At 66.0% G+C, this 19,744-nt stretch carries 15 protein-coding genes and 1 pseudogene; 8 read left to right on the forward strand and 8 right to left on the reverse strand.

What is annotated here, in order from left to right; genetic code table 11:
* Positions 1–14: 14 nt before the first annotated feature.
* Positions 15–650: a LysE family translocator gene (locus FHS96_RS18310; RefSeq protein ID WP_429594818.1), complete on the reverse strand. Its 636-nt coding sequence runs from the start codon at positions 648–650 to the stop codon at positions 15–17.
* 299 nt (positions 651–949) lie between these two features.
* Here FHS96_RS18310 and FHS96_RS18315 point away from each other — a divergent pair, with 299 nt between their 5' ends.
* The 4 genes from FHS96_RS18315 (at position 950) to FHS96_RS18330 (ending at position 6,597) form a co-directional block, all read left to right on the forward strand.
* Complete coding sequence (locus tag FHS96_RS18315) at positions 950–2,269, forward strand: glycosyltransferase (protein WP_429594819.1); 1,320 nt, start codon at positions 950–952, stop codon at positions 2,267–2,269.
* A 95-nt stretch (positions 2,270–2,364) separates the two neighbouring features.
* On the forward strand, positions 2,365–3,123 hold the full coding sequence (locus FHS96_RS18320; protein WP_429594822.1) for a response regulator: 759 nt from the start codon (positions 2,365–2,367) through the stop codon (positions 3,121–3,123).
* Positions 3,098–4,147: a cytochrome-c peroxidase gene (locus FHS96_RS18325; protein WP_429594824.1), complete on the forward strand. Its 1,050-nt coding sequence runs from the start codon at positions 3,098–3,100 to the stop codon at positions 4,145–4,147. Before FHS96_RS18320 ends, FHS96_RS18325 begins: the two co-directional genes overlap by 26 nt.
* Positions 4,144–6,597, forward strand: coding sequence for a DAHL domain-containing protein (locus tag FHS96_RS18330; protein ID WP_429594827.1), 2,454 nt, complete (start codon positions 4,144–4,146; stop codon positions 6,595–6,597). Before FHS96_RS18325 ends, FHS96_RS18330 begins: the two co-directional genes overlap by 4 nt.
* A 921-nt stretch (positions 6,598–7,518) precedes the next feature.
* On the opposite strand, the gene FHS96_RS18335 is transcribed toward FHS96_RS18330, so the two are convergent.
* The 3 genes from FHS96_RS18335 to FHS96_RS18345 form a co-directional block, all read right to left on the reverse strand.
* Positions 7,519–7,833, reverse strand: coding sequence for a DUF6678 family protein (locus FHS96_RS18335; RefSeq protein WP_429594830.1), 315 nt, complete (start codon positions 7,831–7,833; stop codon positions 7,519–7,521).
* 8 nt (positions 7,834–7,841) lie between these two features.
* A protein-coding gene (locus FHS96_RS18340; protein ID WP_429594833.1) for an IS5 family transposase occupies positions 7,842–8,593 on the reverse strand; the annotation gives its coding sequence in 2 pieces (ribosomal slippage) (positions 7,842–8,255 and positions 8,258–8,593; 750 coding nt in all).
* Positions 8,594–8,877: 284 nt separating this feature from the next.
* The gene (locus FHS96_RS18345; RefSeq protein ID WP_429594836.1) at positions 8,878–9,189 is read right to left on the reverse strand and encodes a hypothetical protein; all 312 of its coding nucleotides are present in this window, start codon (positions 9,187–9,189) and stop codon (positions 8,878–8,880) included.
* A 1,310-nt stretch (positions 9,190–10,499) separates the two neighbouring features.
* On the opposite strand from FHS96_RS18345, the gene FHS96_RS18350 reads away from it, so the two are divergent.
* The 3 genes and pseudogenes from FHS96_RS18350 (at position 10,500) to FHS96_RS18360 (ending at position 14,408) form a co-directional block, all read left to right on the forward strand.
* Positions 10,500–12,743, forward strand: a complete 2,244-nt coding sequence (locus FHS96_RS18350) for an acyl-CoA dehydrogenase (protein WP_429594839.1) — start codon at positions 10,500–10,502, stop codon at positions 12,741–12,743.
* Positions 12,744–12,756: 13 nt separating this feature from the next.
* A pseudogene (locus FHS96_RS18355) lies at positions 12,757–13,518 on the forward strand (histidine phosphatase family protein).
* A complete protein-coding gene (locus tag FHS96_RS18360; protein ID WP_429594841.1) occupies positions 13,515–14,408 on the forward strand; it encodes an NAD(P)H-hydrate dehydratase in 894 nt (297 codons plus the stop codon). Before FHS96_RS18355 ends, FHS96_RS18360 begins: the two are co-directional and overlap by 4 nt.
* A gap of 47 nt (positions 14,409–14,455) precedes the next feature.
* Here the strand turns inward: FHS96_RS18360 and FHS96_RS18365 are convergent, their stop codons facing one another.
* On the reverse strand, positions 14,456–14,848 hold the full coding sequence (locus FHS96_RS18365; protein ID WP_429594844.1) for a hypothetical protein: 393 nt from the start codon (positions 14,846–14,848) through the stop codon (positions 14,456–14,458).
* A 37-nt stretch (positions 14,849–14,885) separates the two neighbouring features.
* Here FHS96_RS18365 and FHS96_RS18370 point away from each other — a divergent pair, with 37 nt between their 5' ends.
* Complete coding sequence (locus FHS96_RS18370) at positions 14,886–15,125, forward strand: DUF3072 domain-containing protein (protein ID WP_429594959.1); 240 nt, start codon at positions 14,886–14,888, stop codon at positions 15,123–15,125.
* Positions 15,126–15,270: 145 nt separating this feature from the next.
* Here the strand turns inward: FHS96_RS18370 and FHS96_RS18375 are convergent, their stop codons facing one another.
* The 3 genes from FHS96_RS18375 to FHS96_RS18385 are packed head-to-tail and all read right to left on the reverse strand — an operon-like array spanning position 15,271 to position 19,536.
* The gene (locus FHS96_RS18375) at positions 15,271–16,338 is read right to left on the reverse strand and encodes a lipocalin-like domain-containing protein (protein WP_429594847.1); all 1,068 of its coding nucleotides are present in this window, start codon (positions 16,336–16,338) and stop codon (positions 15,271–15,273) included.
* Entirely contained in the window at positions 16,338–18,866 is a 2,529-nt protein-coding gene (locus FHS96_RS18380) for an FtsX-like permease family protein (protein WP_429594850.1), read from the reverse strand. Before FHS96_RS18380 ends, FHS96_RS18375 begins: the two co-directional genes overlap by 1 nt.
* Entirely contained in the window at positions 18,856–19,536 is a 681-nt protein-coding gene (locus FHS96_RS18385; RefSeq protein ID WP_429594852.1) for an ABC transporter ATP-binding protein, read from the reverse strand. The genes FHS96_RS18380 and FHS96_RS18385 overlap by 11 nt, the downstream gene beginning before the upstream one ends.
* Between the last annotated feature and the right edge of the window lie 208 nt (positions 19,537–19,744).

Genomic DNA, 19,744 nt, shown 5'->3' on the forward strand with positions numbered 1-19,744 from the left:
CGTAACGCGCGCCGTCAGGCGAGCACGCCGCTCGCGAGGCTCACATGGAAGCCGAGCAGGATGAGGACCATGCCGGTAACCCGATCGAGCCCGGTCATCACTTGCGGACGCTGCAGCGCCGGACGGATCAGTCCTGTCGCCACCGCGAGGAGGATGAACCAACTCGTGGCGATCGCGACATGCGTCAGGGCGAGGGTAAGGGCCGAACCGCTCGCGTCGTCCCCCGCCGGTACGAATTGCGGCAGCAATGTCAGGTAGAACAGCCCGACCTTGGGGTTTAGGATGTTGGTCATGAAACCACGCCCCGCCGCTTGGCCGAGCGTTGGCGCACCACGCGCAACAGCGCCCGCCGCGGAAAAAGCGCGGCGCGGGGCGAGCAGCAGATTGACGCCGAGCCAGCCGAGATAGGCAGCCCCTGCCCATTTGAGCGCAAGAAACAGCATCGGTAACGCGGCGAACAGCGTGCCGACGCCGAATGCCGCGGCACTTCCCCAGCACAGACAGCCAAGGCCGATGCCGAAAGCTGCGGCGGCACCATGTCTCGGCCCCTCCGCCGCGGCGGTGCGCAAGACCATCGCCGTGTCGAGGCCGGGCGCCATGGTGAGGATCGTCGCCGTTCCGAGGAAGGCGAGAAGCGTGTCGGAATTCATCTGAGGCTTGTTCCAGTCTGCAGCCGAGGGCCGATCACCGGACGTGTGCCGGTGGCCCGCTGCATGTTGTTCGCGGCGGGCCATTTGACGGGCGCAGGTTGCGGAATGGCTTCAGGCCGTGCGCATGACTGTTTCATTCGTAGCCCGGACGGCACCTGCGGAACATGACAAACGTAACCGTCACCATGATCGATGGCACGGAACTGTAGCGGCACCGACCTATCACGCCGGCACAATCGCGGCACCGATCTCGATGACCCGAGCGATGACGCGCGTCCCTTCAAGATGAGTATGCGTAAATGAAGATCGTCATCGCGGCCACGCCCGCCACAGGTCATGTAAATCCCGTGCTGGGCGCTGCCCGGACGCTGGTCGATCAAGGACATGAGGTTCATGTCTTTACCGGTCAGGCCTTCCGCGCGCGCGTGGAGAGCGTCGGCGCGCGGCTGCATCCGTTGCCGGCGTCCGCCGATTTCGACGCGCTCGATCTCGACGGCAGCTTTCCCGGTCGCGCCGGGCTGACCGGCATGGATGTCTTCAATTTCGACTTCAAGCACATCTTCTTCGGCAATCTTGCCGCACAATATCGGGGACTTCAGGCGCTGATCGCCGAGATCGGACCCGACGCGATCATCGCCGACGCCTTCTTCTTCGGGATCGTGCCGCTGATGCTGCAGCCCCGCGAGCGCCGCCCCATCGTCGCCATCTGCGGCGTCACGTTCCTCGGCCTGCCCCGCGCCGACGGGTTGCCGCATGGTCCAGGCCTGCCTTTTGTCGATGCTGGAGCACGGCCAGGACAAGCGGCGGAGATGCGCGCGGGTGCCGAAGCAGCCATGCGCCCCGTCCAGGAACTATATGAGGCGGCGTTGCGCGACGTCGGCGTCGAACCGGTCGGCCTGGCGCTTGGCGTGACCACCAGTCATTCCGACATATTCTGGCAGGGCGGCGTACCCGAGCTCGAATATCCGCAATCGAACCTGCCCCCTCATCTGAGCTTCGCCGGGCTGTGGCCGGCGACGCCCGCGCCGGTGCCCCCGCCGGAATGGGCCGAAGATCTCGACGGTGCGCGCCACGTCGTATTCGTCACGCAGGGCACGGTAGCCAATGGCGATCTCGACAAGCTGGTCCTGTCGACGATGCGCGCGCTCGCCGATCGCGACGATGTGCTGGTGGTTGGCACCGCCGGCGGCCGCGATCCGGGTGCGCTGGCTGCCGGCATCCCCGCCAACGCGCGCCTCGCCACCTATCTGCCGCTCGACTGGCTGCTGCCGCGCATCGATGCGATGGTCACCAATGGCGGCTTTGGCACGGTCATCCAGGCGCTCGCCGCGGGTGTGCCGCTGGTCGTCGCGGGTGCCACGGAGGACAAGCCGGAAGTGGCGGCGCGCGTTGCCCGCTCGGGTGCCGGCATCGACCTGAAGACCGAACGTCCCGACGATGCGATGCTGCGCTCGGCAGTTGACGCGTTGCTCTATACGCCGGGCCACAGCGCCGCCGCGGCGGGCCTAAAGCATGCCTTTGCGCGCCTCGATGCCAGCCGGATCATCACCGGGCAATTGCTCCGGGCGGTTACGGCGCGGCGCGATGCGGACATGCAGGAGCCCGTCGCGGCCGAATAAATCACGCTTTATCCGACAGTATAGGTGCTTCGGGCTGGCAAGAGGCTCAGCTTTGCCTATCTACCCATTCGAATCCAGCAGCGAGAATTAAAGTCATGGCGAGCGTACCCACCGCGCCAGAACCCGGCAGCTTGCAGTTCGGCCGAGTCCTCGTGATCGATGACGATCCGGCAATGCGCGAGATGATCTCGACCTTCCTCAGCCGTCACAATGCTTCGGCAGTGGGGTTGGGCGATCCGGACCATGTCGTGCAGCAGATCGATGGCGGCGGTTTCAATCTGGTGATCCTCGACGTCCAGCTCGGCGATAAGGACGGGTTCGACGTTCTGCGCCGGATCCGTGAACGATCCGACATTCCCGTGATCATCATCACCGGGCAGCGGCAGGATGAGATTGATCGCATCATCGGCCTGGAACTGGGCGCCGACGATTATCTGACCAAGCCGTTCAGCCTGCACGAGCTACTGGCACGTGCCCGCGCGACCCTGCGCAGGCAGGAAGTGGGCCGGCAATCGCAGCGGCTGCCCGTGCAGCGCGGCGGCTATCGATTCAACGGCTGGACCGTCCATCGCAAAACGAGGTCGCTGACCGACGCCGCGGCGCAGGATGTACCGCTGACCAAGGGCGAATACGCGTTGTTGATCGCCTTCCTCGACGCGCCCAATCGCGTGCTGTCGCGCGAGCATCTGTTGCAGGCGACGCGGACGCATGAGGATATTTACGATCGGAGCATTGATGTGCAAGTGCTGCGCCTCAGGCGCAAACTGGAGCGCGATCCTGCAAATCCGGCATTGATCCGTACCGAGCGGGGCGTGGGCTATATCTTCGATGCCGTGGTCGAACAATTCTTCTGAGACGGATCGCCGTGGCGGCCGGCTGGCAGCCTTGCTGCCCTTCCGCCGCCGCCCGGCGCGGCCGGGAGCTACGCCGCGCGACATCCGGTTTGGCCTGCCCTTGTTGCTCGTCGGCTGCGCCTTGCTCTCGGCCGTCCCGCTCCTGTATCAGCCAGATCGGGTCCAGCCTGAGCCACTTGCCGCGACGGCGCATTGGAGCGAGGAGCCGATCCAACCCATACTGACGCTTCCCGCGGGTGACCCCAAGCGTGTCGCGCTCGGACGAGACCTGTTCAACGATGGCCGGCTCTCGGGCTCGGGCAAGCTGCCCTGCGCGGCCTGCCACGATGTCGCCGCCAACGGATCATTGCCGGGGCGCGGCAGCATGAGCCTCGACAATCCGACGGTGTTCAACGCCGGCCTGAGCTTCCGGCTCGGCTGGCAGGGTCGTGACAAGACGCTTGAGGATCAGGCGCTGGCGACGTTGAAATCGCCTGCCATCGCGCATGGCGTGCCGCTGGAGCGGATGATCGCACGGCTGCACCGCGATACCGAACTGATGGCACGCGCTCGCTCCATCTACGGACGCGATCTCGATCAGGTTGCGGTGGTCGACGCGATTGCCACCTATGAACGGTCGCTGGTCACCCCCGGCAGCCGTTTCGATCGCTGGCTGACCGGCGACCGGTCCGCGCTTAGCGCACAAGAGGCGCGCGGCTATTCGCGGTTCAAGCAGCTCGGCTGCATTTCCTGCCATCAGGGCCGCAACGTCGGCGGCAACCTGCTCCAGCGCCACGGCATCTTCCGGCCGCTGGCCTCGCCTAATCCGCGCGTGCTGCGCGTACCCAGCCTGCGCAATGTCGGCGTCACCCCGCCCTATTTCCACGACGGCAGCGCGCCGACGCTGGAAATCGCGGTCACCCGAATGGCGGCGTCACAGCTCGACGTCGATCTCAGTCAGGAGGATGCGCGCGACATCGCCGCTTTCCTTCGGTCGCTGACCGGCACCTACCAAGGCCGTGAGCTCAGGCGCATCCGGCAATGAAGCTGTTCGATCGCATTGCCGTCGCGCTGCTCGTCGCGCTGTTGAGCTGGCTCATGTTCATGGGTTCCAGCACATCCGATCCCGCCGCACTGGAAGCGCGCGGCGCGCTGGACGCGATGCTGTCGCACGAGGATGCCCTGCGTCGCGACGTGCTCAGCGCGCGCGCCGGCCTGCTCAACAATTACGATCCGATCGCCGCTGACATCGCCGGCATGAACCGCGCCGCATCCATCGTCGACCACAGCCTCGCGGGCACCGGCGCGGAAAAACTGGGCACGGAGCTCGTCGAGCGCGCGCGCCGGCAGGAGGTGCTTGCCAACCGGTTCACCTCGATCGACGCACTGCTCCACAATTCTCTGGCCTATCTCCGCACCTATAGCCGCGACCTGGCGATCCAGAGCGCCGCCACACCGCTCCGGCCCTCGATCGACCGGCTCTCCAGCGCGATGCTCAACCTCACATTGGTCAATTCATCCGCCGCGAAGGCCGAGGTCGCCGGTTCGCTGGACGCGTTGGCCCGCCAATGTCGCTCGTTGCGGTGCCCGGCGGACGTCGATCGCCTGCTGGCGCATGGCAGGCTGCTCAACGCGCTGTTGCCGGAGATCGGCGAAACCGTGGAAGCAGTGATCCGCAACGACGAGCGTCTGCCAGACGCGATCCGCGCGGCGCTGCTCGATCGTCAGGCGAATGCGGATGTATCCGCACGCCGCTATCGCGTGCTGCTCTATCTCGCGTCGCTTCTCCTCCTGTATCTGCTGGTCCGCTGGGGCCTCGCGATGCGCGCCCATGCCGCCGCCCTTGGGCGCCAGGCTGCGCTGGAACATGCCATCGCCAGCCTGTCACGCACGCTGCTCGCGACCCCGGTGGACGATCTCGATCGGCGCATCGTGCCGACGCTGGGCGACCTCGCGGCCGCGATCGGCGCGGATGAGGCGCTGCTGCGGACCGCCCAGTCCGAAAGGATCCGCGCATGGCCGGAAGCGGAAGCTGCGCTCGCGCGCCTCTGGCCGGTGTTCCTCGAACATCTCCCCGCCGAAGCGCATGACAACAAGCATCGCGTTCTGCGCATTTCGCGCACGCGGCCGATGCCGGGCAATCCGGTGTGGCGCGCCTTCGCCGCCACCGGGCTGCAATCCTGCCTGTGCATCGTCCAGCGCGCGCAGAGCGGCAGCCGCCAGACAGCCAGCCTGCTCTGCTTCGGTTTCCAAACCGAGAGCGGCTGGGATGCAAAGGACGCCGCGATCCTGGGTGCAGTGCTCGACTCGATCATGCTCGCATCGGATCGGGCGACGGCCGCAAAAGAAAGAAGGCGCCTCCAGACGCGACTGGCCCATGCCAGCCGCATGGAGGCGGTGGGCGCATTTGCCAGCGGCATCGCGCATAATTTCAACAATCTGCTGGGCGCGATCACCGGCCATGCCGAAATGGCGTTGGACGTCGTCCAGCCGTGCTCGACGCTGAAGCCGCATCTCGAGCAGATCGAGCTTTCGGCAGCCCGCGGGCGCGATCTGGTCAAGGCGCTGCTCGGCTATGGCCGGCGATCGCAGGGCAACCGGGCGCCCACCGATCTCGACGCACTGGTGCGCGAGACCTGCCAGCTTGCGCAGGCGGCGATCGGCAACGCCCACGAGATCGAGGTGAGCGGCAGCCTCACCGGAGCCCCCGTGGTCACCGATGCGACACAGCTCCAGCAGACGCTCCTCAACCTGTGCAGCAACGCCGCCGACGCCAGCCCGCCCGGCACCCCGATCCGCGTCCGCTGCGGACGCATTGAGGTTCGTGAAGGGGTGGAGGCGCCCGACGAGCTCGAACAGGGCGGCTACGCGACCATCGCTGTGGTCGATGACGGCATCGGCATGTCGCCGGAGGTGATCCGCCAGGCGTTCGAACCTTTCTTCACCACCCGCCCCTCGGGAACCGGGCTTGGCCTGTCGACCGCGCGCGAGATAGCGCGCGAGCATGGCGGGACGTTGACATTAGCGAGCGCGCCCGGCGCCGGGACAACTGCGACGATATGGATCCCTCTCATGACGACAGCGCCGGCGACGGACATCGTCCCGCGCGACGCCGATGCGGCGCTGCCCGTGGACGGCGCGGGCCGGGTCGTGCTGCTGCTCGCGCCCACCGACGCCGAGCGACTAAGCGCCGAGGACCTACTGGCGGCACTCGGCTATGAGCCGGTCGGCTTCACCGATGGATGGGCTGCGGTTGCGGCTCTCGAGGCGGCGCCGTCGCGCTTCGACGTGGTGCTGGCGATGGGGATGGCGGATGACAATGGCATAAGCTGGCTGTTCGAGCGCGCGCGCAGCCGCCACCCGGGCGCCCCGCGCCTGCTCGCCTGCCATGCGCCCCACGGTCAGAATGTCGACCTCCTCTCTCGCACTGGCGCGACCAATGTCGTCAACCTGCCGCTCGAAGCCCGTGGCGTGGCGGCAGCACTGGCGGGTTGAATCCGTCTTCGAGGATCGGCCACGAAGCCATTTGCAGTCGCGCGATGACTCCCGTGACTGCCGCGGCACATTTCCCGCGTGTTTCGTCCGCTTTGCGCCGAATCTCGTCGTCGCGGTCGCCAGGGCCGCGGCTCGAAACCGGCCGGCGCCTGGCGGCCGCCAGCTGCGCCCACTGCTCGCCGGGGCGAGTGCGTGAGCTGCCGAACCGATTCGTAGGTTGAACGGCCGGGTTAGGGCGCATAGCCGACCGGCTGGTTTGCGCGACCCCAATGGCGGGCTTCGGTAAGAGCTGCCCCTCACAAGAACGACGCTGAACGTCTTGAGCTGGCCGAAAGCAGCCGAGCTATGAAGATCGGCATCTCAGCCCAGATCCGTCCGTTACGTACTAAGCCATGTTCGCCGCCAACTTGGAAGCGCGCGCTGTAGCAAGCTCCAGAACCTGCGTTTGAGCCGCTTGGAAAGCCAGCGCATTTATCGTGAATAGAGGCAGCTTGATCGTTGCGCTCGCCTCGCTGAGACGCGTTTCGCCGACCAGGTGCAGTGCCACAGGATGATCTCGCATTTCAGATGCGTGATCATCACACCCCCAATGATCTCATTCAAGAATTATCCCGCATCTCAGATGCGCGATAGTCTTGATCTCAGGAGGATTTTGAGGGCACCCCGGCATTCGCGCGGCTTGTAATCCGATCAGTCGAGGTGCAGATAACGTGAGATCATGTCCCATCAAGCAGTTCGCCTGCTCCTGATGGCTATTTGATCCCCATTTCGGATTAAACCATGAACATTGCATTTATGTGTGATCATCATCGGCCAATGAGAGGCCCGCGCTCACGCGCGCCAAATTCCTATCGGAACTTGATAATGCGGTTATTTCGAGCATCATAGGGTCCAGACTCGATCAGACCGCCAGGGCGGCCATCACAGGAACGCGGCGGCTTGCCCGTCTTTGACATAGCCGAACACGCGAAAGCCCTCCGGCAACTCCTCGCCGGGCACATGCACCTTCCTCAGAGCTGAACGAACAAGTTCCCGCTGGTCTGGACCGTTGACGTGGATGTCGACAGAGAGGATCGACTCATATCCACCCTCTCTGAAGTGGTAGAACCACTCCCGATCTGGCGACGAGCGATGCCCATCTATGGACAGCGTGGTCCAGGACGGCGGCGGCGCGATGGCGTACATTGCAAGCCGCAGTTCGTCCCACTTTGTGTTGTTCATTGCCGGATTGAGCATGCTGGACCTCAAAGCCAGAACGAGATCATGGTAGCCAGCGCTACCGCAGACAGAAAGTTGTTTGCGAGCTTGTCGTAGCGGGTGGCGACACGACGGAAGTCCTTGAGACGACAGAAGGCATTCTCAATAAGGTGGCGCCCGCGGTAGCGCTGCTTGTCGTAACGTATGGCGCGCTTGCGGTTGCGGCGGCCGGGAATGACGGGCGTGGCGCCGGCATCGCGAGCTATGCGGCGTAGCTCGTCGGCGTCGTAGCCCTTGTCGCCGAGCAGGTAGCGCATACGTCCGGCGCGTTCGAGGAGTGCAGGCGCTGCCGTCATGTCGCTGACGTTGCCCGGCGTAAGCATCAGCGCATAAGGGCGGCCGATGACGTCGGTGAGCGCGTGAACCTTCGTCGTCCAGCCGCCGCGAGAGCGGCCGATCGCCTGTACCGCACGCCCCCCTTTGCTCCGAACGCCGCGCGTTGAGCCTTGATGTAGGTGCTGTCGATGGCGGTGCTTCTCGTGACCACGCCAGCATTCACCAGCGCGTCCAGTAGCTTGAGCCAGAAGCCGCGCCGCGACCAGCGGTTGAACCGGTTGTAGACCGTTGTCGATGGCCCATAGTCGGCTGGGCAGTCGCACCAACGGCAGCCCACCTTCAGCACGTGCAAAATGCCCGATATAACCCGGCGATCATCGACACGCCGGGCGCCGGGCTGGTTCCTCGGCAGATGCGGCTCGATCGCCGCCCACGCCTCGTCCGACAGCCAAAACAATGCCATGCCCCACCTCCCGTGATCCACACGTCATGTGAATCAGGAAAACCGCTATACCTCAACCGGCTGATTGAGTTTGGAGCCTAAGCAGAGATCGAACAAACCGGAACAAATGCCGTCCGTCGACGGCTCACCGAATTCACCATGATATCTTTAGAATACCTGGCACCATTTATCGAATAAAGAGCAGCTCCGCTAGATATAGTACTGGCCCGATCTATTTGACTACCCCAGCGAGAGTCTGTGCATCAAGCAGCGAGAGAGGAAAACTTTTTGCTGCGTCGCCATGATTACTCAATCTCATCCAAGGCCGCATCGATCATGCGCTGCCATATGGTTTCCGCCATCGCTTCGGGCGTCGGCTGCAGCCCCTCGATCGTTCGCGCGCCCGCACTGATCATCGGCGCGGTGGGCTCTCGCAGGGCCGCAAGAAATGCGCGCGCAAGGGCGCGATGCTCGACGGGCGTTTCCTGCGACGCATAGCTTGCATGCCGGTTCCGAACATGGGGTTGCATCGGACTGTCCCCGCCAATCCCTCTCCCCTCCTCAAGATGACAACCGATCAGTCGTGTTGCTCGTTCCACGAATCCATTCCCGGCCATTCCTCTCTCCTTGGGATCACTTCCGCGCAGTCGCACCGGCCGCCCAATGTCCTGCAGGCGTCCTAGACTGATTCCTCAGGATCACGTTCTAATTCACTGTCACTGCTCGTTGATTTTGTATCAACTCTCAAGATTGGTTACGCGCCCCGAACCGTTCATCATCAAACAAGCAAGCCAGCTAGGAGGGTTCAAACCCACCGTCTTCAACCTGCGTTGATAGTTCCATAACGGAGCGATCAACTGCTACCACACCCACGGCGACATCTGGCTGATGCGCACGAACATGAACGGCGGCGGCCGCGCTAACGGCAGTTCGATGCCTCGCCGCTGGACGGCGACAGATGCATGCCGCGGCGCGCATCGCTCCCGCTGCTCGGCGGTGACGCCGTTTGGTCCGACTATGGCCGGCGAGATACCAGTGCGGCAAGCCGCGCCCGATAGCCGTCAGCCATGGTCATATGCACTCGGCGTGCGCAGCTATCCTCGCTCTGTTCGGCCATGCGCTCGCACGTGTCGATGCGTTTGCCGAGATAGGATGCTTCAGAGACGGGCAGCGATGGCCTGTCCATATTCGAGATGGAAAGACTCTGCAGCCGACGCCGCTCGCTCTGTGTCACACCAGGCTCGAGAGTTTCGCTTGCCGGCGATTGCCGGGCGGTTATGCGATAGATCATGGGTCTCGTCCCGAATGCGGGCCTTGAACTTCTGGCCTCGAACTGTGAGATGACGGGCATTCTGGTCGACCTGCCTGACGGCATATGAACGCGTGATCGGTTCAAAAGTTTTGCTCGCAGGCGAAACATGCGACGGCGTAACCGTGACATCTGCGGTTTGCTCAACCGAGCAACATCGGCCCCTCAGCAGCTGTTCACCTTGGAATCATTGGCGCATTTCCAGTTCGAAGAGCAAGCCGGCCCGCGCGCGGACAATCGCGTTCTGCCGCGGATCAGGAGCGGCAGCATGTGCAGCATCGAGTCGCCGTTCGAAGCAGCTTGTATCGGCAGGCGAACCCCTCCCTGATGAGAGGGTTGTGTCGCGGTGTATCCCCCTTCCGCGATCCATAAGAGAACCAATCCAGCATGAGGCGGCCGTGCGCCGTGGAGGCTGCGGCAAAATTCAGCTTACGGGCAAACGGGCTCGCCATGACTCTCGCTCGGCATCCGGCTGAACGCGCCGCGCCGATCCCTCATCGCATCTTCTTGAAACAGTTCCGGCTGCTTGCACCGGGATCGACGCTTCAAGGCGCAATCGTCATCGCCGATTGAACCGCTCGCGCACCGGCTGCGTTTGCCATGGTGAGGAGAGTGATCATGGCAGCAGCCGCTTTGCGCCGCGAACTTGTTTCGCGCCCCCTTTTCCATCTTGTTGCAGAGGCGATGCCGGCGCTGTCCGCGACCGAAAGCGAAGCGATCGAGGCCGGCGAACCGTGGCTGGATGCGGCGCTGTTCACCGGCAATCCGGACTGGTCGGCGCTGCTCGCGATACCGCCCGCGGCGCTGACGCCGGAGGAGAAGGCATTTCTCGCCGGACCGGTTGAGACGCTGTGCGCAATGATCGACGACTGGACGATCAACACTGTCACGCACGACCTGCCGCCCGAGGCGTGGGACTATCTCCGACGCGCGCGCTTCTTCGGGATGATCATTCCCAAACGCTATGGCGGCCTCGGCTTTTCGGCCTTCGGACACAGCGAGGTGGTGCGCAAGATCGCGTCGCATTCGGTGTCTGCCGCGGTTACCGCGATGGTGCCCAACTCGCTGGGGCCGGGTGAGTTGATCCTGGCGTTCGGCACCGATGCCCAGCGCGATCATTGGCTGCCGCGGCTTGCCGACGGGCGCGAAATTCCCTGCTTCGGACTGACCAGCCCGCAGGCCGGTTCGGACGCGGCAGGCATGGAGGACGAGGGGATCGTCTCCCGCGGCCGATGGCAGGGTGAGGAAGTGCTCGGTATCCGCCTCAACTGGCAGAAGCGCTACATCACGTTGGGCCCTGTCGCGACGGTCCTCGGCCTGGCGTTCAAGCTGCGCGATCCCGACCACCTGCTGGGCGAAGAGGAAGAGATCGGCATCACCGTGGCGCTCGTGCCCACCGACCTGCCCGGCGTGGAGATCGGCCGGCGGCATTGGCCGTCGATGCAGAGCTTCCAGAACGGTCCCACGGCTGGCCACGACGTCTTCGTGCCGCTGGATCATATCATCGGCGGGCCCGAGCGCGCGGGCGAGGGCTGGAAGATGCTGATGAGCGCCCTGGCCGCCGGACGCGGCATATCGCTGCCATCGATGTCGGCAGCCTCAGCCGCCTTCTGCGCGCACGTCACCGGCGCCTATGCGCGGGTTCGCCAGCAGTTCGGCCTGCCGATCGGCAGCTTCGAGGGCATTCAGGAACGTCTCGCGCGTATTGCCGGCAATGCCTATCTTCTCGACGCCGCGCGGCGGTTGACCTGCGCGGGGCTCGACCAGGGCAAGCATCCCGCGGTCATCGCCTCGATCATGAAACTCCACGCGACCGAGCGGATGCGGGTGGTGGTCAACGACGCCATGGATGTCCACGCCGGCAAGGCGGTGATCGACGGCCCCTCTAACTATATGGCGAGCCAATATCGGGCACTGCCGGTCGGCATCACGGTGGAAGGCGCCAACATCCTCACGCGCAGCCTGATGGTATTCGGGCAGGGCGCGATCCGCTCGCACCCCTATCTGCTTCGCGAGATCCGCGCCGTCGGCGACAGCGATCAGGGCCGCGCGCTCGTCGCGTTCGACGATGCGCTATGGCGCCATGTCGGCCATTTCGTGCGCACCGCGGTGCGCGCCTTCTGGCGCAACTGGACCGGCGGCCTGCTCGCGCCGGCGCCCGATGCCGGCCGCGCACGTCGTTTCTACCGGCAGATGTCGCGCTATTCGGCGGCGTTCGCCCTCGTCTCCGATATTGCCTTCCTGACGTTGGGCGGGGCGCTCAAGCGCCGCGAACTGCTCTCGGCGCGACTGGGCGACATCCTGTCCGAACTCTATCTGCTCGCCGCCGCGCTCAAACGGTGGGAGGATGAAGGGCGCCGGAACGAGGACTGGCCGCTTCTCGCCTGGTGCATGGAGAGCGGCTTTGCGACGATCGAGCAGCGGTTCGATGAGATTCTCGCCAACCTGCCTTACGCACCGGTACGCCGGACGCTTCGCTTCTTCATCATGCCTTGGGGCCGCCGCCGTCGTGGCCCTTCCGACCGACACGTCCGGCAGGTCGCGACCCTTCTCACCGTGCCGTCCGCGGCTCGCGACCGTCTCGTCGGCGACCTCTATCTCAGGCGCGATTCGTCCGTCGGCCATCTCACCCGAACGTTCGCGATGGTCGCCGACATCCAGCCAATTCATGACCGGTTGCGCAAGGCGGGTCAGCGTGACTGGCGCAGGGCTCGTGCCGCAGGCCTGATCAGCGCGGATGAGGCCGCGCAGCTCGAGGCCGTGGAGCATGCGGTCGAGCAGGTGGTCGCGGTCGACGATTTCGCGCCGCACGACCTCGGCGGTGTCCGCGCCGCGGCGCCATGGCCCCAGGCCGCAGAATGAGGCCCGTGCGGAGATGACCACAGCCCATCCGCCTTGGCCGAAGCGCCTGTGGATCGTGCGCCACGGCGAAAGCGCGGGCAATGTCGCGCGCGATCAGGCGCATGCCGACGCGCTCGATCGCATCGCGATCGATGGCCGCGACGTCGATGTGCCGCTGAGCTCGCTCGGCGAGGATCAGGCACGCGCGCTCGGACGCTGGTTTCGTGATGCCGACGAACGGGGCCGTCCCGAAATCCTGCTGGCCTCGCCCTATCGCCGCGCGATGCAGACGGCGAAGCTGTTCCGGGCCGAAGGCGGTGCCGACGCCGATGAACCGATCTGATTGCGCGAGAAGGAATTCGGCATCCTCGACGGGCTGACCACGCCTGGCGTTGCGAAGCTCGAACCACAGCAGGCGATGTTCCGCCGAACGCTGGGCAAATTCTATCATCGGCCGCCCGGCGGGGAGAGCTGGTGTGACGTCATCTTCAGGCTCCGCGCCGTCATGGACACGATCTCGCTGCATTATGCCGGGCGCAATGTGATGATTTTCGCGCATCAGGTGGTGGTGCTTTGCTTCCGCTACGTCATCGAGAATCTCGACGAGGATCGCATCCTCGCCATCGACCGTGAAGGCGATGTGGCGAACTGCGCGATCACCGAATATCGTTTCGATCCCGCTGCTGGCCGGCGCGGCGGGCTTGTGCTCGAACGTTACAACATGACTGCGCCGGTCGTGGCCGACAATGTCGCGGTGACGCGCGCGGCCGACCGTCCGGCCGCGGTAGGCGGATGACGACCGCCGCCGCTCTGGACGCCGAGTGGCGGGCTGCGCATCCGCTGCCGCCGCATGACGGCCCCGTCGACAAGAACAGCCGCGGGACCGTGCTGCTCGTGGGCGGGGCGCGCTTCGTGCCGGGCGCCCTTGCGCTGACCGGGGAGGCCGCGCTGCGGGCGGGCGCCGGCAAGCTGCAGATGGCCACGGTCGAGCCGGTCGCACTGGCGCTGGGCGTCCTCGTGCCCGAGGCAGCGATGACTGCCCTGCCGATGCGCGACGATGGCGAGATCGCTGCTGCCGCGGTCGATATCTTGCGCGACCGCATCCCGCGATGCGATGTGCTCCTGCTCGGACCCGGCATGAGCCGGTCCGACGAAACGTCGGCGCTTGTCGACGGTCTTCTCGGCCTGCGACCGCCGGCGGTCCTGCTCGACGCGGCGGCGCTCACTTGCTGTAACGTCGCTACGTTGCGTCGGTTTGCTGGGGATATGCCGCTGATCCTGACGCCGCATCATGGCGAAATGGCACGGCTTGTCGGCGTCGCACGCGCCGACATCGCACGCGACCCCGCTGCCATGGTCACACGCGTCGCGCGCGAAAGCGGCGCCATCGTCGTGCTCAAGGGTGCCGAGACCTTTATCGCCGCTCCCGACGGCGAGATGCTCGTGTTCGGCGGAGGCTGCCCCGGCCTCGCGACCAGCGGCTCGGGCGACGTGCTCGCCGGCATCATCGGCGGCCTTGTCGCGCGCGGGGCGGAGCCTTTGACTGCGGCCGCTTGGGGCGTCGCCGCGCATGGCGCCGCCGGAAACGACGCCGCGCACCGGATCGGCAGGTTCGGCTTTCTTGCGCGGGACCTCCTGCCACGCCTGCCCGCCGTGCTGCACGATGCGGCGTTCTGCGGGACGTAGCGGCCGACCAGGCGTGGAAATCGATCGGAACCCCAGTTCAGCTCAGTTCATGAGATATCGCCGCCCTTGTGATCGCCGAAACCATGTCGCCGCATCAGCTTGCGGTCCGCATTCGCCTTGTCCTGAGCCTCCTTGAGAATGGCAGGATCTTCCGGCTTGTCGCGCACCGCGCCCCTGCCCGGTGCCGCAGTTTGCTGCGCCGTGCGGCCATCGCTTGTTGCGATCTCGGTCTCCGGCGCCTGCCCGCCGCGCTTCTCTTCCATGTCACTCTCCTTGGTTTTGCGCCATCCAGTGGGGCAACGCTGCGGACAGGGGTGTGGATCCAGGGTGACGCAGCGCGCGATCAGCGGCGGTGTGGCGGCGCCAGTAGATTTGCCCTGGTTACGTCCGATGGCCTGATCTTCGGCGAACTCTTTGCGGGAACTTCCCGGCCTCTCCACCGGTTATCGGAACATATATCGAACGCGAGGTGACATGATGTCCGCTGCACTGCCAAATCCCAAACTCGAAGCGCACCCCGGATCCAACACGGAGAAGGATCCGGACGAATGGGTTTCGGGCGACGAGCCGATGACCGGCGCGCAATCTTCCTATTTGACGACGCTGTGCGAGGAGGCGGGTGTCCAGGCACCTCCTGCCGGGCTGAGCAAGGCTGAGGCGTCCAAAATGATCGACGAGCTCAAGGCGCAGGTCGGTCTGGACAAGGATGCGCGCTGAAAGAGGTAACTTACCGCGAGCGATTGCTCGTCAAAATCGATGCCGACCGTCGCCTTTTCGACGACGTTCAGGTCCGCGCGATTTTGGATCATGACGAGCTTCGGGCGCCTATCGCCGTCGATGGCCGCGCCGGATGCGCTCACGTTCACATCTTCAGAGGCCGGTCATAGCCGGTGAGTTCCAGATACCCCCTGCCGCCGCGGGTCTGCACCGCGCCCTCCCAATAGACCGGGAGCCCGGTGCGGCGGCCGTCGAGTTCCTGGGCCGGGAACAGCGGCCGCAACGGGAAGCGGGAAACGCCCCCGGGCAGGCGCACCGCAAGCTCCTGAGCGACGGGATAGACGGCGCCCGTCGCCGGGCTGCGCCACCGCCCAGTCGTCCGGAACGCCACATCTCCCGGTGCCAGGACGATGACGCGGCCATCCGGACTGCGCATCGATCCCCCCGCCCAGAGCGTCGATCCGTCGCGGCGCCGGATGCGAAACGCCATCAACGCGCGGCCATCGTCGAAATTGAGGCCGGTCCAGTCCCACCCCTGCGCATCGCTGGCGAGAAAGTTGGACGACCATTCGCGATCGAGCCATGCCTCGCCGGTTACCCGTGCCGGTTTGCCATTACGGGTGATTTCGCCGGCAACGCGCAGATGCGGTATGGAATAATAATGGCTCGCGTCCCCGATCGCCGGCCCCTTTCGACTATAGCCCCCCGCCCCCTGAAGAAGCGCCGGCTGGGTCGGTTTGAAGATGAGGGCCAGTGAGAAATCCCGGGCGCGTACCGCCGTGCCCCAGCGCCCGTCAGACATGCGATGAAGCCGCCAGTCGCGCAGGCGAACATCGGCATCGCCGGTGCGCGCCCGGGCCAGTCCGAAGCCCTGGCGGGCGGCGCGCTCGTCATGCAAAAGCGCGCCGACACGCGGATCCGACAGCCCGGCATGTGCGAAAAGCAGCTGCGTCGCCGCAAAGCGGCTGGGATTGGATCGATCGACAGGCGGCCGCGTCCGGAAGAAGGTCACCTGGAAGCCAAGCCGCTCACCCGTCGCCGTCTTCAGCCACCCGGTGACGTACCACCATTCGGTGCGAAAGGCGGGATGCGCCCCATGATCACGGGGAAATCGCAGGATGACCCCAGGTCGCACGGCGGGATAATCGAGTGGCGCCGGCGCGGCGGCCAGGCTTGCAACCGCGACTATGGGGATTGCCGCAAGCCGCCGCATCACCAATCCTCCCGCACCGACTGCACGGCCTTCCGGGCGGTCGCGCGCCGGCTGGCGAGGGCAGCGGTCACTGCCGCAGCCAAGGTCAACGCAGCCAGGACCGCCGCCAGCGTCGCGAAGGGGATGCGCGTCGTCATCGTCCAGTTGAACGATTGCGGGTTGATCACGTGGATGAGGACCTGCGCGAGCAGCAGCCCCAGTGCGATGCCCGCCAACCCGCCGGTACCGCCTACGATCGCTCCTTCGGTCGCCAGCATGCGGCTGAGCTGGCCGCGGGTGAGACCCAGATGGCGCAGCATGCCGAACTCGCGCTCTCGCGCGATGGTCTGGGCAGACATGGTCGCCGCTACGCCTGCAAGGCCGACAAGGATCGCCACCGCTTCGAGCAGATAGGTGATCGCAAAGCTCTGATCGAACAGATCCAATGCGAAGCGCCGAAGCGCAGCCGGACGGCTGATCTCGACCTGCCCGCGCAGCGCGTGCGGCAGACGCGCGAGGATCCGACGGGCAACCTCGTCCGGGTCACTGCCGGGCTGCACCTCGATCTGCGCCTCGTCGCGGCGCAAGTCTGCGGTCAGCCGTTGATAATCCGCCTCGTCGATCACCACCGCGCCGGCCTGCCGGGCATAGTCGCGCCAGATCCCCGCCACGAACATGCGCGCACCACCAGCGATCGGCAACACGATCGTCTCCCCCTGTCGCCAGCCGTACAAGCGGTGGGCGGGCTCCGACACCCACACCGGCATCGCACCGGCAGGAACGGGCGCCGCCGGCCCGATCAGTTGCAACTGCGCGTTTCGCCCCCGCTCGGTCGGCCGTGCGATCAGCATCAGCGGCGGCTGGTCAGCGGCGAGCGTGAGCGGAACCTGGCGGCTGAAGCGCGCGATCGTCACACCCGGCGTTGCGGCGAGGCGCAGGCGTACGGCCGGATCGAAGCCGGCGCCGGGCATCGCCCGCATATAGAGATCTCCGCTCAGGACGTCGCCGAGCCAGTCGTCGACGGCGCCGCGGAAGCTGGTGACCATCGTTGCCATCGCGATCATCAGCGCCGTCGACGCGACGATACCGGACAGCGCCGTCGCGGCCTCGTTCGGTGCGCCATGAAGATGCCTGACCGCCAGGGCTCGCCAAACCGCGCGGACGGGACGGCGCGCCGCGGGGGCAAGCAGCAGCCGTGTGAACCATGGAACCCCGGCGACACCACCGGCCAGCAGCAGCCCCATGCCGACAAAGCCGAACAGCGGAAGCCCCGCCACCGCCGGCAGCAGCGAGACGCCGCCACCGGCGAGCAACAGCACCGCCGCGGGCCACCAGGCGACGGGCTGCCTCGGATCGAGCATGTCGCCCATATTGCGGAGCGCCGCGGCCGGCGTCACGCGCGCGGCAAGACGCGCCGGCAGCGCGCTGCCGGCGCAGGCCGCAATCAGACCGAGCGCAAAAAACCCGGCCGCAGCCATCGGCTGGAAATCGATGGCGACCGATGATGCGCGAAAATAGCCAGCGCCCAGATCGCCCCCGAACCAGTGCAACGCGGACCAGGCCAGTGCGTAGCCGGCCAGCAGACCACCCGTCGCACCGGCGAGGCCGATCGCCAGCCCCTCGACCGCCAGCGCGGCGATGACGCTCTGCCGCGGCAGGCCAAGCGTTCGGGCAAGCGCGAATGCGCGTTGCCGACGCACCACCGATAGCGATTGGGCAGAATAGACAAGGAAGCCACCCGTCAGCAGCGCCACCAGCGCGAGCATGTCAAGGTTGACGCGATAGGATCGTGACAGCGCGTCGCCCTGGACGCTGTCCGCGTCGGCAGTTGCGATGACGGCGTCGGCCGGCAACAGCGCACGCAATGCCGCTTGCGCTTTCGATCGATCGGCAACGAGAAGATCGAGACGATCCAGCCGCCCCAGCCGCGCGAAGTGCCATTGCGCGGCAGCGATGTCGATGACGCCGACCGACGCGCTTTCGCCGACACCGGGCAGGGATCCGGCCACGCGCACCACGCGTGTACGGCCGTTCGCGATGAGCGACACCGTATCGCCGACGGCCGCGCCGGTTGCGGACATCGCTGCCCGGGAGAGATAGACCGCGTCCTCGTCGAATGCCGCGTCGTCGTCCGCTCCGGGACCCTGGCTGCGCACCCCGACGAGCGCGGGGGTGATGGCCGCGGCACGAATGACGTCCAGCCCGAGCAGCGTGAGCCGCGCGCGCCCGATCCGGGCGTCGAGACGGACGACGGGGCTCACATCCTGCACGCCATCCATCCGGGCAACCCGGGGATAGATGTTCTCGTCAAAGCCAAGCGGGCTCGCGGCACGCACCGAGAGTTCGGCAGATCCGTTCACCCCGCGTACCGCCGCGCCGAACGATGCGAGCGCGGATCCGTTGACGAGATGGACGGCAAAGCCGAGCGCCACGCCGACCGCGATCGCCACCGACGTCAGCAGATATCGCGCCGGGTGGAAACGCCATTCGCCGAGGATCAGCCAGCGCAGCGCCAGCCGCGCATCCCAGAGGCCCACCCTAGCGGCCACGCCGTTCGACTAGGCCGACCGGCGTAAGCGTCAGGACCCGGTCGGCGATCGCCGCCGTGGCTTCGGAATGGGTGACGATCACGCCTGCCGCTCCCCCTTCCCTCACCGCGCGCGCAAAAAGGTCGAGGATGCGCCTGGCGGTTTCGGGGTCGAGATTGCCGGTCGGTTCATCCGCGAGGATCAGCGCCGGTCGGTGGACAAGCGCGCGCGCAATCGCAACGCGTTGCAATTCGCCGCCCGACAGATCCCGCGCATAGCTTTCGCCGCGGTCGCCCAGACCGACCGCCGCGAGCATTTCCGCGGCCCTTGCCTCGACGGATCGCGCGTCCGGCGAAACCAGCGCCAGGGGAAGCGCGACATTCTGCCGGAGCGTCAGATAGGGCAGGATATGGAAGGCCTGGAAGACGAAGCCTATGCGCTCACGGCGAAGGCGCGTGCGCGCGCTTTCGTTGAGCGCCTCCAGCTCGGTGCCTTCGAGGCTCACCCGTCCCGCATCGGCATCGTCCAGCCCGGCCAGGATGTTGAGCAGCGTCGACTTGCCGACGCCGGATTCGCCGATGATCGCGACGAGTTCGCCAGCGGCAACCTCGAGATCGAGGTGCTCGAACAGCAGACGCCCGTCCGACACGGTCTTGGCGAGCGACCGGACGGACAGAAGGCAAGAGCGCATCGACATAGCCCGCTGTGAGGGAGTGCGAAGCGGTTCGCAATAAAAAGAGCGTCAGTATCTTCCCTGGCCACGGATCCCGTGGTGGCGAGGAAGCCGCGCACCTCGCATGTTCGCACATCCTGTGCTCCCTCACCGCGAGTGCGGCGAGATTTCTGCAAGGCCGGCAACATGGCCATGCTCGCAAGCTTGGGCTAATCCGTCCGCCATC

The organism is Sphingomonas zeicaulis, assembly GCF_050433225.1.
Lineage (GTDB): Bacteria > Pseudomonadota > Alphaproteobacteria > Sphingomonadales > Sphingomonadaceae > Sphingomonas_D > Sphingomonas_D zeicaulis.